General features: G+C 65.3%; 10 protein-coding genes. 2 read left to right on the top strand and 8 right to left on the bottom strand.

The window, feature by feature from the left end:
* Positions 1-465: 465 nt before the first annotated feature.
* The 8 genes from E3O49_RS16555 to E3O49_RS08630 all read right to left on the bottom strand — a co-directional run bounded on the left by E3O49_RS16555 (position 466) and on the right by E3O49_RS08630 (position 11,750).
* The gene (locus E3O49_RS16555; protein ID WP_256359917.1) at positions 466-1,617 is read right to left on the bottom strand and encodes a glycosyltransferase family 4 protein; all 1,152 of its coding nucleotides are present in this window, start codon (positions 1,615-1,617) and stop codon (positions 466-468) included.
* The gene (locus E3O49_RS08660; RefSeq protein WP_134451380.1) at positions 1,614-3,698 is read right to left on the bottom strand and encodes an NAD-dependent epimerase/dehydratase family protein; all 2,085 of its coding nucleotides are present in this window, start codon (positions 3,696-3,698) and stop codon (positions 1,614-1,616) included. Before E3O49_RS08660 ends, E3O49_RS16555 begins: the two co-directional genes overlap by 4 nt.
* Positions 3,695-5,500, bottom strand: coding sequence for a polysaccharide biosynthesis protein (locus E3O49_RS08655; protein WP_244285272.1), 1,806 nt, complete (start codon positions 5,498-5,500; stop codon positions 3,695-3,697). The genes E3O49_RS08660 and E3O49_RS08655 overlap by 4 nt, the downstream gene beginning before the upstream one ends.
* The gene (locus E3O49_RS08650; RefSeq protein WP_134451379.1) at positions 5,491-6,477 is read right to left on the bottom strand and encodes a hypothetical protein; all 987 of its coding nucleotides are present in this window, start codon (positions 6,475-6,477) and stop codon (positions 5,491-5,493) included. The genes E3O49_RS08655 and E3O49_RS08650 overlap by 10 nt, the downstream gene beginning before the upstream one ends.
* An 8-nt stretch (positions 6,478-6,485) precedes the next feature.
* Positions 6,486-7,091 carry an arsenate reductase/protein-tyrosine-phosphatase family protein gene (locus tag E3O49_RS08645; RefSeq protein ID WP_134451377.1) on the bottom strand — a complete coding sequence of 202 codons (606 nt, stop codon included), beginning with the start codon at positions 7,089-7,091 and terminating at the stop codon, positions 6,486-6,488.
* Positions 7,091-8,533, bottom strand: a complete 1,443-nt coding sequence (locus E3O49_RS08640; RefSeq protein ID WP_134451375.1) for a tyrosine-protein kinase domain-containing protein — start codon at positions 8,531-8,533, stop codon at positions 7,091-7,093. Before E3O49_RS08640 ends, E3O49_RS08645 begins: the two co-directional genes overlap by 1 nt.
* A gap of 257 nt (positions 8,534-8,790) precedes the next feature.
* Positions 8,791-11,097 carry an ATP-binding protein gene (locus tag E3O49_RS08635; RefSeq protein ID WP_134451373.1) on the bottom strand — a complete coding sequence of 769 codons (2,307 nt, stop codon included), beginning with the start codon at positions 11,095-11,097 and terminating at the stop codon, positions 8,791-8,793.
* The gene (locus E3O49_RS08630) at positions 11,094-11,750 is read right to left on the bottom strand and encodes a response regulator transcription factor (RefSeq protein WP_134405727.1); all 657 of its coding nucleotides are present in this window, start codon (positions 11,748-11,750) and stop codon (positions 11,094-11,096) included. Before E3O49_RS08630 ends, E3O49_RS08635 begins: the two co-directional genes overlap by 4 nt.
* A 375-nt stretch (positions 11,751-12,125) precedes the next feature.
* On the opposite strand from E3O49_RS08630, the gene E3O49_RS08625 reads away from it, so the two are divergent.
* Together E3O49_RS08625 and E3O49_RS08620 are read left to right on the top strand one after the other, a co-directional pair.
* Positions 12,126-12,863: a helix-turn-helix domain-containing protein gene (locus tag E3O49_RS08625; RefSeq protein ID WP_134434147.1), complete on the top strand. Its 738-nt coding sequence runs from the start codon at positions 12,126-12,128 to the stop codon at positions 12,861-12,863.
* 3 nt (positions 12,864-12,866) lie between these two features.
* Positions 12,867-13,727, top strand: coding sequence for a Fic family protein (locus tag E3O49_RS08620; RefSeq protein WP_198417476.1), 861 nt, complete (start codon positions 12,867-12,869; stop codon positions 13,725-13,727).
* Positions 13,728-13,732 lie beyond the last annotated feature (5 nt).

Below are 13,732 nucleotides of genomic sequence, written 5' to 3'. Positions count from 1 at the left end.
GGTCAATAAAATGGGGTGCGGTCATCGCGTGTACTCCTTCGGAAAAGACTTGATCGGTCTTTCCAAGAATCACGCGGTGGCCGCCTCACATCGGTGCAACACGCCCATCAGGGCCGGGTTACACCACGCTATTGGACGCAACCCGACAGCTACGGCAATTGTTTTCGACGGGCGAGCACACGAAGCTGAAGATCCGCCTCGGTACTTCGCGATGAGGTCGTCAACCACGAGCCGGAGCTTATCCCGCTGGCTTCCCCTGGCCGCCCAGTCCACACGCCGGGTTTCAGTCTCAATGCGGCTTGTGGCCGCACTCCAGTCTGCCCCTGGAAAACGGCCAAGAGAGACTGCAGCTTGGAACACAACTCCGCACGCCCCTCTCGGGAGGTGCAGCCGGGAGTGACACTCCACCAAGGGCTTTCTCCCCTTCAGAACCCGTAGGCACTACAACGGACCTAATCGCTGAGGCTACTGCACTCCAAGTAGTGCTTCGTACTCCCGGAGGAACGCCGCCTGAATGATGTCCCGCGCGAAAGTGCCACGTACCCACGCCCGCCCCTCATCGGCCATAGAGCGTGCAATTTCTGCGTCATTAATCAGGATCGAAAGCTTTTCGGCAAGTTGTCGACCGTTCCCGACCCCATATACCAATCCAGTCATTCCATCCCGAACAGCGTCAACAACACCCGTGGCGTTGGATACGACAACTGGAATACCTGAGCAGGACGCCTCCAACACCACGGTGCTAAAACCCTCACGAAAGCTAGGGAGACAGAACACGTCCATGAGCTGGTAGTACACAGCCGTCTTTTCGACGTGACCGGTACTGATGACCGGCATGCCGATCGCTCTTAGTCTCTCAAGCGCTTCCGCGCCTGACGCGTCATCAATACCACCGACGAGAAGGAGCTGAACTGGCAACGCGGCATCATGAAGTGACCTGAGCGCGATTTCCAGGTCCCCAAGCCCCTTGTCGTGGGTGAGTCGACCCACGAACCCAACAACCGGGATATCCGGGGAAATCCCAATGTCCCGAGCCAACTCGGCAACTGACAACGCATCAAATCGATTCTCGTCGAATTCCGCTACGTCGATCCCGTTTGGAGTGCCCGCCGACACCACAGAGACCTTGTCCCGACTTGTCAGCGAAAGTGAAACTGTCATCTGTCGCAGGCTCTCACTTACGGCAAACACCTGCGTTGAACACAACATAGCCACCCGCTCAGCGCACACCAAAACTCGCCGTCGGATCCCCCTCGAAGTCTCCAGCCGCAAACCGTGCAGCATGTAGACGCGTCTCGGCACGCGGCCCAACCATGCAGCGAGAAGGCACAGGAGACTGGCTTTGGGCGAACCGGCTACGACAACAGCGGGTCGGACTTTCCGGATGATTCGGATCCACGCCCACAGCGCCACGAGGTCGTGCAAGGCCGAAGGCGCGCGCCGCATTGGCAATGGATGCACAAGGACTCCACGGACATCAGCCAGCCCGACCAACCGATCGCCCGGCGAACAAACAACGTGCACAGTCCAGCCTAAATCAGCAAGTTTGCACGGAATCCCCTCCAGGAATTGCAGCTGCTGATCGATTGTCGTCGCGAAAAGAATTACCTTCTTCACGACGAGCCCGCCCACGCGTCGCGGCCTCGCAATGCTTCATCTGCCCTTGGATGAGCCGCAGGTTCATGGTCATTGGGTAGCGAAAACAGAACGTCGTGTACGTAAGACGGCCCCTCCAAACCGACGGATCGTGCCCATTTCGCATTTTGCTTCTGACCGAACCACATGAGTTCAACTCGCCGCACGACGCCATTCACCGGCTCAAGCACGCCGCCGATCAAGAAGCCGATTGTTACCAGCGAACGACACGCCCAAACCGGCACCTTCAACGGCGCATGCCCACCCGCAATCTCAAGGACAGACGACGTCGTCATCCCTTCCCAAGGCTGTAATACCGTGATCGGGACGTCACCCGCGTACTTGCCGACCTGCACCACAAACTCAACGAGACCTCTCAGTGAACTCACGACGGTAGGAGCGTCCCCCGGCCGTGCGACGGAAGCGAAAGGCGAACGGGCCAGGCGCTGAAGCTGAGCGGTAGTCTGACGCCCTACTCCTTGTACAGAGGTGGCGCGAATTATGACCAGGCTTGGTAACTCGCCAACCGGTCCTTTCGCCACATACAGGCGAAGCGCAGCTTCTCCCAGCGCCTTCGAGTGTGAGTAGGGGGAGAACGGACTCGTTTCCAGCGACTCGTCCAGCACCCGCCGCCGGCCCTGAACAGCGGCCGAGCTGAGGTGGACAACCCGCGTTGCCTTGACGCGCTCCGCGGCCCGGAGAACAACCAACGGCAGGAGGGCATTCGCTCCAGATAGGGAATCACTCGCAGCGGAACCGGGCAAAGCGAGCCCAGCCGCATTCACGACCACGTCAGCACCGTCACAGGCCGCTGCCAGCCCATCCACAGCCTCGGCGCTGCGCGCGAGGTATTCAATGGCATCTCTTGCCGTACCCTTGGGATTCAGGACAAGCCGCGGTGCGACAACGTCCACGACATCGTGGCCCTGTGCTCGAAGCTCCGCCACAAGAGCAGCCCCAATGAATCCACTCGCTCCCACGACTGCCCATTTCGCGCCGCCGAGGGCTGCTTCGTTGAGGGGCCGGACTGTGACATCCGTCGGGCCTAAATCACCGAGTGCGGCGGGCGCGGCTGTCCACCCACGAAACTTAGGTAGGGCAAGATACGTCGCTGATGTCACGGCAATACCGACAATCGCAAGCGCCAAACTCGAGTCGGAAGCGTTGCATGCGAGCAGACCGAAGGCAGTAGACACGATCGTGGCGGCAGTTGCGATTAGTGCGACTCTCAGGTGAGAGAGGCCCGTATCTGTGAGTTTCTGGTAGGTGTGAGAACGATGCGCCTGCTTCCAATCATCGCCCCTGAAAATGCGGGCAGCGAGCGTTGAGCCCGCATCAGCTAGGTAGATCGCCAATGGAGAAAGCAGAGCTACTACCGGTGCACCTTCGAATGCCGCCGCAAGAGCGATCAATGAAATACACCCGCCGAGGAGGTAGCTTCCCACGTCACCGAGGAAGAGCCGGTTTCGCCTCAGATTCCACGGCAGGAACGCACCGAAGGACACCGCGAATGCCAGCCCTATGGGAAGGAGCCATCGGACGTCACTCATCGCACCGATAGCTGAAAATGCCAAACCGACGGCAATGCCGTGAAGGCCAGATATCCCGTTGATCCCGTCCATGAAGTTCGCCACATTTGTATATCCGGCGAATCCGATCGCGCCGATTGGCACCCACCACCACTCCGTCGTAGAGACAATGACGAGCGCCGATGTACCGAGTGCGCCTATGAGGAGTTGTGCGCCCGCTCGTACCGCGATCCGCACGCCCCACAGGTCTTCAAGTAGGCCCACTAGACCGATGGCGACGCTCCCTAGAAACACAATCAGGAGTTGCGGTTTCCCTCCAGAAGCCTCGCTCGTGATTAACAGAGTTAGAAACCCAGCACTCAGGCCGAAAAGTGGGGCCACACCGCCTCCCCTTAAGACGGTTGCCGCGTGCGACGAACGAGCGTTTGGCACGTCCACAACGTGCAACTTCTCCAGAAGTGGCCTGATCGCGAAAGGCGAAACGAGGCTGATACAAAGCGCTGCAAGTACCGCCGCCCACTCGTATGAGGTCATACGCTGATTGCCTCGGCGCACCGCTCTAGCCAGCGGGCTTTACTGAGACGCGCCGGGGTAATCGCGTCGACGGACGTGTGCGAAATCTTCGCGTGGATCGGACGTGAGTCCGTTTCGTGGTCGCCGATGAGCTCTTCGTGCAGCTTCTCCCCGGGGCGCAGGCCGGTGTAGATGATCTCGATGTCCTTGCCCGACATTCCGATCATTCGCTCGGCCACGTCTAGGATTCTGACCGGCTCGCCCATGTCGAGAATGAGCACCTCGGCGGGCCTGCCAATACCGCCGGCCTGGATGACGAGCTGGCACGCCTCGGGAATAGTCATGAAGAATCGCGTGACGTCGGGATGGGTGATCGTCAGCGGTCCACCGGCCTCGATGAGGGTGGTGAAGGTGGGCAGCATCGAGCCTCGGCTGCCGATCACGTTGCCGAACCGCACCGAGAGGTAAGCGCGCTGGGATTCCTGGGCGGCCCACGCCGTGAGCTTCTCGGCCACGCGCTTGGAATGACCGAGCACACTCGTGGGGTTGGCTGCCTTATCGGTGGAGATGTTCACGAACGTGGTCACTCCGACCGCCTGGGCGGCTTCGAGCACATTGAGCGTGCCGAGCACATTGGTTTTCCATGCCTCGTCGGGGTACTGCTCCAGCATCGGAAGGTGCTTGAGGGCAGCGGCGTGGAAAACGACCTCAGGGCGCCGCTCGGCAAAAATGGACTTCAGTGCTTCCGCATCGCGGATGTCCGCGAGCACCACGTCCTTCGTGTCGAGAAGCCCGTGACCGAGGATCGAGATCTGGGTGCCCTGAAGGCCGGTCTCATCGCGGTCGAGCATGATCAGTTCGCTCGGGCCGAACTTGGTGATCTGACGGCACAATTCCGAGCCGATGGAACCACCCGCACCCGTCACCAGCACGCGTTTGCCCGCGAGATAACCCGCGATCGACTCCACGTGGGTGTCAACGGGGTGACGACCGATCAGGTCTTCGATCGAAATATCGCGCAGGTCATGGAGGCGCGATTTGCCATTGAGCAGCTCTTCAAGGGGAGGAAGAACCAAGACCTTGAGATGCGCGGCCTTGGCGGCATCCGTGATCTCACGCAACAACGAGGCGTCGGCCTTGGCAATGGCCACGACCAGCGCCGTCGCGCCGGTGGCCTGAGCTGCGGCCGAGAGGGAGGCCCGAGAACCGACTACGCGAACGTCATGGAGCCAGAGATTGCGCTTGCGCGGGTCATCGTCGATGATTCCCACTGGCAGGAAGGGCGAGTTTCGGTCGGTGGTCATGCGCCGGGCGATCGACGCCCCCATGTAGCCGGCACCGAAGATCAGGGCCTTCTGAATGTCGTCTTTGGGAACGACCGACCGTTCCACCAGAAGACGCTTGACGTAGCGCACACCGCCCATCAAGACGAAGGCCATCGGCAGGGCGATGAAGACCGTGCTGCGGGGAATGCCGACCGCCGTGCCGGCAACGGCAACCGGGATTCCGAGGATGACGGTCGAGGCGAGAACGACCCCGAGCAGCGCCCGCACCTCGGAAAAGCTCCCGTAGATGTGGCGCCCCTGGTACAGGTGGTTGGCGCCACCCGCAAGAAACTGCACCAGGCAGGCAGCCACGCACAGCGCCAGGAGCGGTCGCAGGTCAATCAGCTGCAGGTCGAACTCATAGCGGAGAATCTCGGCCAAAAACAGGGCGATGACCCAGGCTGCCGCATCGAACGCGAACTGAGTGCCAAACCGCACCAGCGGCACCGACCCGTGCAGTTCCCGCATTCTCGTCGTTGCAAAGTCGCTCACTGCCATGTTGTGCCCCCATCACTCGACGTGCTCACTGCGTCCCCCGCCCACAGCCAGACAATTCCCTCGGCGGCTGCCACCGCCAGATCTTCCGGCGTGCCCGCCTCCTCACGGCATCCGGTCGGGGTCAGCGCCCCGCCGGGCTCTTCAGACGTCGCGAGCAGCTGGGCGCCCGCGCAGTCGACCTGATCGGTGGCCACGATGATGTAGCCGTCGTCACTGACGGTCAGATTGGCGGCACCGGGAAGAGCAACCCCGGGCCCGAAAGTCGCGGCACCATCGCTGGTGCGAAAGAGGGTGCCGTCTGAGCAGAGCACAGCGGCTATCGATTCGGTGCGGGGGGCGAGGGCGATCACCGAGGAACACGGCGCGGCGAAAGACCCTGCCGGGCTGTTCACGGTGGCTCGGTCGGCCGGATCGACAAACCAATCGGCGCCAACGCGATCAGGGTATTCCTGCCACTGGTCGCCGGCCACGAAAGTGGTGACGCGCTGCGGAGCGCAGTCCGCGGCCGTGAGCGTGACCATGGAGGCTTCGGACTCACTGTCCACGTAGATCGACAGGATTGAGGACGAATCGGTGTCGGCCGAAGCGTCGCTTGGCGTCCAGGTGTCACCGGCGTCGGTGGAGAGCTCCGGGGTCGCGGTTGCGGCGGGGCAGTCACCGGTGGTGGCACGCCAGAGTGTGGACGCGTCGAGGGCGGTGAGGATGCGGGTGGGAGGGAGGGAGGTGAGGGCGGGGGTCTCGGAGGGCTCGGTCGCCGGGGGTTCGGTTTGGGGGGTCTCGACAGGGGGGGTCTCGACAGGCTCGACCACCGACGGCTCGACCACCGAGCCGGCTTTGGCGGAGGGGTTTTGCGCGGTGAGCGCATAGGAGACCAGGGCGACGTCGAACAGCAAGAACACGGCCAGACCCGCGACGAGTAGGCGTCGGCGCAGCACGCTGTTGCGGTTCTTGCGGCTCTTAGGCTTGTTTCCCCCCACGGCTTTCACTATTCCGGCTGCACCGTCGCGGCTCGATGGAACAGGGCGGTGACAGCGTTGATGGCCGGAACGAGCTGCTGGGCAGACTCCACGTAGACCTCGTCGCTGCAGCGATAGGGGTCGACGACGTCATCATCTTCGGCCGATGCCAGGGGGGCGACGGCGCCACGCTGAGACGCGGCCAGCGCCATCAGGGTGCTGAGGCGCCCGACAAGGTCATCGAGGGGCAGGGCGGCGGCCTCGTCGAGGTCGTCGTCGGTGAGGTCTGCAACCAGACGCGCGAATTCGCGAATCGTGAACGTGTAACGGATGGCGCGTGGCACCAACTCGACGATGGCGCGCCGGTGCTCGCGGGACATCGCGAACACCAGGTTGGCACTCTGGACGTGCTGCTCGGTGAGTTCCTGAGCCACGTGGGCGCTCGGGTCGCCGCCGAAGTGGCGCGAGAGATCGGCGGCTTGCACGGGCATGCCCTGGCCGGTCAGGCCGATGGTTCCGGCACTGGCCAGCTGGATCTGCGGCCACGACGCCAGGCCGACACGCAACAGCTGTTCGGCCAGCGGTGACCGGCAGATGTTGCCGGAGCAGACCGTGAGGATGGAGAAGGTGTGCATTACGCAGTTCTCCGTCGTGCCTTGCGGAGGCCCCGCCCGGCAGGCGCAGCGGCCTCGGTAGTGGCCTTCTCTTCCTCGTGGATCGTGCCATAGCTGTACTGGCCGTAGCCGTAGGAGTCGGGCCCTCTTGTCGGCAGCATGGTGATGACCATGCCCACGAGACGGCTGCCCGCACGCTCCAGGGCCTTCACGGCACTGGTGAGCTCGTTGCGCTTCGTGCGCCCGGAGGCCACCACCATGATGGCGCCGCCGCAGAGTTTGCTCAGCACGGCGGCATCCGTCACCAGCAGCAGCGGCGGGGCGTCGATCAGCACCACGTCGAACTCCTCGGTGAGCGCGCCGAGCATGCGGGCCATCGCGGCGGAGCCGAGCAGTTCGCTCGGGTTCGGGGGAACGCGGCCGCTGGGCAGCACGAACAGCTTGTTCTTGCCCCACTTCTGCAGCACGTCGGCGAGTTCGGCGCGACCGATGAGCACGTCGGTGAGACCGACACCACCCTCGATGCCCATGTACTCGGCCACGCGCGGCAGGCGCAGGTCGCCGTCGATCAGCGCAACGCGGGCGCCGGTCTCGGCGAGGGCGATCGCGAGGTTCGCCGTGGTCGTGCTCTTGCCCTCGCCGGGCACCGAGCTGGTGACCACGAAGCTGCGCGGGCCACCCTCGATGTTCACGAACTGGAGGTTGGTGCGCAGGCTGCGGAATGCCTCGGCTCGCGGGTTCTTCGGGTCGGTGTGCACGACCAGAGGGCGAAGGCTCGCACCGGGGTCATTGGTGATGCCGCCGAGCATCGGAGAGTCGGTCACGAGCTCGATGTCGTGCAGGCTGTGGATGCGGGTGTCGAGCACGCTGCGCAGCACGGCGAGCCCGATGCCGACGGCGAGACCCACGAGCAGGCCGAGGGCGATGTTCAGCGGCACGTTGGGGCTGGCGGGCGCGGTGGGCACGATGGCCGGCTGGATCGTTTCGATCTTCACCGGGCTGGCTGCGTCGCCATCGGGCTTCTCGAGGCGGTCGACGACGATCTTGCTGAAGTTCTGCCCGACGGAGTTGGCGATCTGCGCCGCGAGCTCTGGGTCACTGTTGGTGACGGAGACGTCGATCAGCACGGTGTTCAGCGGGGATGTGGAGGTGATAGTGGAGGCGAGCTGCGCCGCGGTTGCGTCGAGGTTCAGTTCTGTGATGACCTCGTCGAGAACAATGGCGCTGTTGACCACGTCGACGTACGACGTGACGGCCTGCCGGGCAAAGCTGGTTCCCTGAACCAGATCCCCGGTCACCGCGCCGGCGGAGGCCTGCACCGAGACGTAGAGCTGGGTGTTGGCGATGTACTTCGGGGTGGTGGCAATGGCCGCACCTGCTGCTGCGGCAATACCGAACAGGGTGCAAGCGAGAATCAGGATCCAACTTTTATGGAAGATCCTGAGGTAGTCCTTGAGCTCCACGCGCGTTCCTCCGGTAGCACTTGACAGAGAGGAACCGCTCGAATCGCCTTTTCCCCTTGTTCATCCTCTCACATGAGGGTAAGGGGCCTTCCCGCGTCGGGGAGTGACGCTTTCTCGACTAATGCGCCGCTCGATCCAGGACGGCGAAAAATGGCGCTGAGAACTGCTTCGCCGGGGACGCCGCCGACCTCAGCGCCGACGAAGGCACGGTTATTTGCAATGGCCATCCCCATAATTGGGGTGTTTCGTGGAGGCAGTCAGGCCTCCTGGAGGAGACCCTCCGGTGTGACCATGAGCATCTGAGGCGTGGCGGCGCCGATCACGATCGAGGCGATGAAGGGCCGGTCGGCAGGGAGCACCCGGGCGGTGAGGCGGCCCGACACCAGCACGTTCAATTCGTCCGCGACCGCGGCCACCACGGCCGACATCTGAACGGGCTGGTGGTCGCCGCTGTCGTCGAGCAGGGTCACTTCGACCCCGCGCAGCCGCGCGGCACGGGTGGCGGACACGAGCGGCTCGACGAACAGGGCGCGCGCCCGCATGGCGTCGCGGAGGGTCGCCTCGACCAACAGACATTCCGCGCGCAGCTCGGGACCGAGCTCGGTGCTCTGTGCGAGCAGGTCGAGGATGGGACGGGAGAGCACGTTCACCCGGGCGAGCTGCGACTCGCGCTCCTCGATGGCGGCAACAGTGGTGGCCGCCGCGGCACTATGCAGGGCGCGCTCGCCATTCAGCACGGACAGGGCCTGGGTCGACCGCGCCATGCCCAGGGCAAAGAGACTGCCGGCGAGCAGCGTGCCGGCATGGCGGCTGACCATCTCAAGACCGTTCACCCCGGGAAGGCCGTTGACAAGGCACCAGACGATGGCGACCACGGTCATCAGCGCATAGCCGAGCCAGGCCAGATCGGAGCGGCCTCGCACGGCGAGGACGACCAGGAGCAGGGTGATCGCGCCCAGGTACCAGTGCCCGAACGGGGTGGGGTTCGCCGGCGTCATCGGGAACGCGACCAGCGCCCCCGCCAGAGCGCACAGGGCGACCACGACCCCGGCCCGGACGCGGGTCATCCGGTTGTTGTCGGGGCGGGCCATGATGAGGGCCGCGAGCACCAGGGCGAGGAAGCCGAGGACCTCACCCGGCAGGGTCGCGCCCGGCTCATCGTCACCGAAGGCGAGCAGCGCGTGCACGAGGATGAACAGCGCGATAATGGCGAGGCTCACCGGGGTCGGCGGGCGCAGGCGTGTGGGGGCGGGCGGGGTGGTCGGTTCCGGGCGAGTCAGGACAGCAGCGGGGGCGGTGCGGGCCAGGGTCGCCAGGGCGGCGGATGCGGCCGGGGCCGGGGCTGCCGCGGGGCTCGGCTCGGGCGTCCAAGACACCTCCACCTCGGTGCCGGCCCCCGGGCGGGAGCGCACCGCGGCCGCGCCGCCGGTCAAGCGCTCCATCCGGCCGATGATGCTCTGCGTGATGCCGAGGCGCTCGGCGGGCACCCTGGCCGGGTCGAAGCCGGCGCCGTCGTCGTGCACGAGCACCCGGATGCCGCCGCGTCGACCCTGCACGGTGACGGTGCGGACCACCTGGCGGCCCTGCCCGCGTCCGGCCGCGGCGACCGAATTGCGCAGCGCCTCGCCGACGGCGTCGAGCAGGGCGGTCACTGCCACCGCGGGTATGCGGAGGTTGTCGGACAGGTCGGAGTGCACCGCGGCATCCGGTGCCAGGTCTGCCGCCAGCTGCTCGAGCGCGTCGACCAGTTCGTGGCCGGTGGCGCGGAAACCCGGGTTCAGCGCTGGGGTGCGGACAGCGTCGAGACGGGCCAGCGTGGTCTGGGCGTGACGGGCGATGGTGGGAGCGGGGATGCCGCCGCGGCCGGCCATCAGCAGGCTGGAGATGACGCTGTCGTGCACGAGCGCGTCGATGCTCAGCCGCACCCGCTGGCGGGCCACCTGGGCGGCCCGGGCGGCCTGATCGGCGCCCACGAACAGGGCGGCGGCGTCGACCTGGGCGGCGCGGCGCCGGGTGAGCCCGGTCAGGCCGACGAAGACCGTGATCATGAGCAGCGAGTAGAGGCCGTCTTCGACGCCCACGAGGAGCGGTTGCGGATCGGTCGTGGTGGCGGCCCGCAGCAGTCCGCTCGCCGTGCAGACCAGGGCCGTGTAGGCCCAGCCGATCCGGTCGCGGGTGGCCACCGCCACGGCCATGGCGGGGATTCCGGTGAAGGAGATCACCCAGGGGATGTCGGAGGCCCCGGTGGTGAGGGGTTCGGCGCGCACGACCAGCCAGAATGCGAGGATGGCCAGGAATACGACCCCGTCGGCCAGGGCGAGCGAGCGCAGCAGGCGCAGCGACGCCCATTTGGAGAGCACGCCGATCAGCAGCGGGAGACCGAAGACCAGCAGGAAGGCCAGCAGCGACAGGGCAGGTGCGGGGCGCCAGGCCTGTTCGAGGTAGGTGCCCAGGCAGAGCAGACCGAAGGCCAGGGCGGCGACACCCATGGCGCCGTAGAGCACGCGCGCGTGCCGCTCGACCGCGGTCGGAGCTGGCGGCACCTTGCGCGTGCGAGCGGTCACGACTGGCCGGGGATGGGCAGGATGCCGTCTTCCAGCGCGCGCTTGTAGAGGTCGATCTTCGTGTTGGCGGGGCGGCCCACCCGCTCATACTTGGTGCGCACCCGACGGATGTAGTCGATCACCGTGGCCTCGGACAGTCCCATCCGCGACGCCACCAGGGGCGCCTTCGCACCCGCCGCGTAGAGGGAGAGCGCCTCGCGCTCCCGGTTGCTCAGCCCGGCATCGGCCAGGTCAGGGTCACCGTCGAGGGCCGCTGCCCATTCCGTGGACGCGATCGTCTCCCCCGCCGCCGCGCGCGTGACCGCGTCGAGCAGCACCGCGGTCGGCTCGGACTTGCGCACCACGCCGAGCACGCCGCTGCGCGCGGCGTGCCGCATCAGCACCTCGTCATCACCGCCGGTGAAAGCGAGCACGGCGGCCCCCGCGGCGCGCAGCCGATCCACGTTGCTGCCCACCAGGGATCCGTCGGACAACCGCAGGTCGAGGATGACCAGGTCGACCTGCTGGTCCTGCGAGGCAGCGGATTCGAGCAGCTCGGTCACGGTCGCGACGGTGCCGACGACCTCGATTTCGGGGATGGTGGAGAAGAGGTTTGCGAAGCCGCGGGCGACGATCTCGTGGTCATCGATCAGGGCGACTCGGAAGCGGGACATCAGGTTCCTTGCATGGGCAGGCAGTGCTCGGCGATGGCGGGCGTGCTGACTTCGTTGGGCCGTGTGACCGGCTGTTTCGCGGCTGTTGTGGTGCCGTTTTGCTGCCAGTTTTGCACAGGATTCGGGTGCCCCGCGCAGCACCCCCGTTGGGGTGCCACAGAAAGTGACGGCTGGTGAGGAGGGAAAAACGCGCCTACGTTGTAGTTGGGAAATCAACTGGGGGGTTGGTGGGGCGCTCGCGACTCAGTGTCGTTTGAGCGCCCCCTCTCCCTTGTTTTCCTTGGTTTGATTTGTCCGCATCAGGTTCTGACCCAAATATGGGACATATTGATTCAAGATCCCATATACGGGAATGGCTCATGTAGAGTACCGGATATGCGACAGCTGCTGGACGACATCCGAGCCAGCGTCGGCCTTGACCGGCGGGCGCTCGCACTACGCTCCGGCGTGTCCAAATCCACGATCTACCGCATCGAAGGCGCGCAAGTCGACCCCTCCGTCGGCACGCTCCGAGAACTCGCCCTGGCCGCCGGTTTCGACCTGGACATCAGTCTCGCTCCGCTCTCGGACGTCAACGCCGCGCGGGCTGCCCGGGAAATCCTGGCTGGGCCGGCGACCGGCGAAAAGGACAAGGCCGTCGCCGACTGGGAGGCCCGATTGCACCGCTGGGTGCCAAACGGTGACCCCGTCGAAATCGCTCGCACTGCCGGCGTGAGCTCCTCCCTGTTGAAACGCGCCGGCGCAACATATCTGTGCGGTAGCGTGGACGAGCTCAAGATCGCGGCGGCCGCAAGCGCCGGCGAGACGTCTTGGATCTTGTCGGGGGTCAGCGGCATCAGAAGGCTGAACCCCGACACGGACGGCCCCGCGGCCGGACCGTCCGTGGTCTACACCGCTGACCCGCATCGCCTGGTTCGGCGCCTGGCCCACATGGCACTGTGCCGACCGGAGGAGGCCGACCTCATCGTCGTCCCGTACACGGCCGACTTGGACGTGGACGCGTTCCTCGACGACGGCATCCGGGTGGTCGCCCCCATCCAGACCCTGGTTGACGCATTCGGCATCGGCGGTGCGCTCGCAGACAAAGCCGAAACCATCGCACGGAGCTGGTGAACCATGACCGACACACCCAACCACTGGGCCCGAGGGTCCAACCAGTACCAGAAGCGTTCGAAGCCGCAGCAGCCACGACCTGAGCTGCCGGGGAGCTCCCTGCCCCGCAGCGTGGTCAATCAGCAGCGCGCGGCGACAGGAATCGTGTGGGACTCCGCATCCGTTGCCTGGGACCTGCTCCCACAGTCGGCCACCGACCGCGCCCGCGCCCGGTTTCGGGCCGCCCTCCCGGAGTACATCTGGGATGCGGCGTCGCTGGAAGGCAACCCGTACACCCTGCCCGAGGTGCAGACCCTCCTCGAAGGCGTCACGGTGAGCGGGCACCGGGTCTATGACCAGAACCAGATCCTTGCCCTCCAGGAGGCGTTCAACTATGTTGACACGCTCGTCGGCGACGGTACTTTCGCCCTCACCAAAGACGTGAGCGACGAAGTGCACCGCCGCGTGGCCGTGCATGAAGAAATCGAGTCAGGCCATTTTCGAGGAGAGGGCAACGTCACCGGCGGAGGCCTTGTCGGGCTGGGTGATTTGGGAACCTACCAGGCGTCCCCTCCTGGAGAGCACGGGGAGACTCTGATTGACGAGCACGACCGCCTCCTCCGTTACCTCTACACCCTGCCGGACGCGCGCGAGCAAGCCATCACGTACTTCTGTGCCGCCACCCGGGCCCAGTTCTACTTCGACGGCAACAAACGCACGTCCCGGCTGATGATGGCCGGCCACCTCATGGCGTCGGGATTCGACGCCATCTCGGTATCCGCTCGGCGCAGACTCGAATACAACGAGCACCTCAGCACCCTCTTCGACACCGGGGACGCCACCACGCTGATGGCCTTCATCATCGACTGCCGGCCCGAGGCCTGACGGTC

This window comes from Cryobacterium shii, from assembly GCF_004402595.1.
GTDB classification, from domain to species: domain Bacteria; phylum Actinomycetota; class Actinomycetes; order Actinomycetales; family Microbacteriaceae; genus Cryobacterium; species Cryobacterium shii.
The sequence above is the reverse complement of the archived record's forward strand: the minus strand, read 5'-3'. Positions and strand labels throughout refer to the sequence as shown.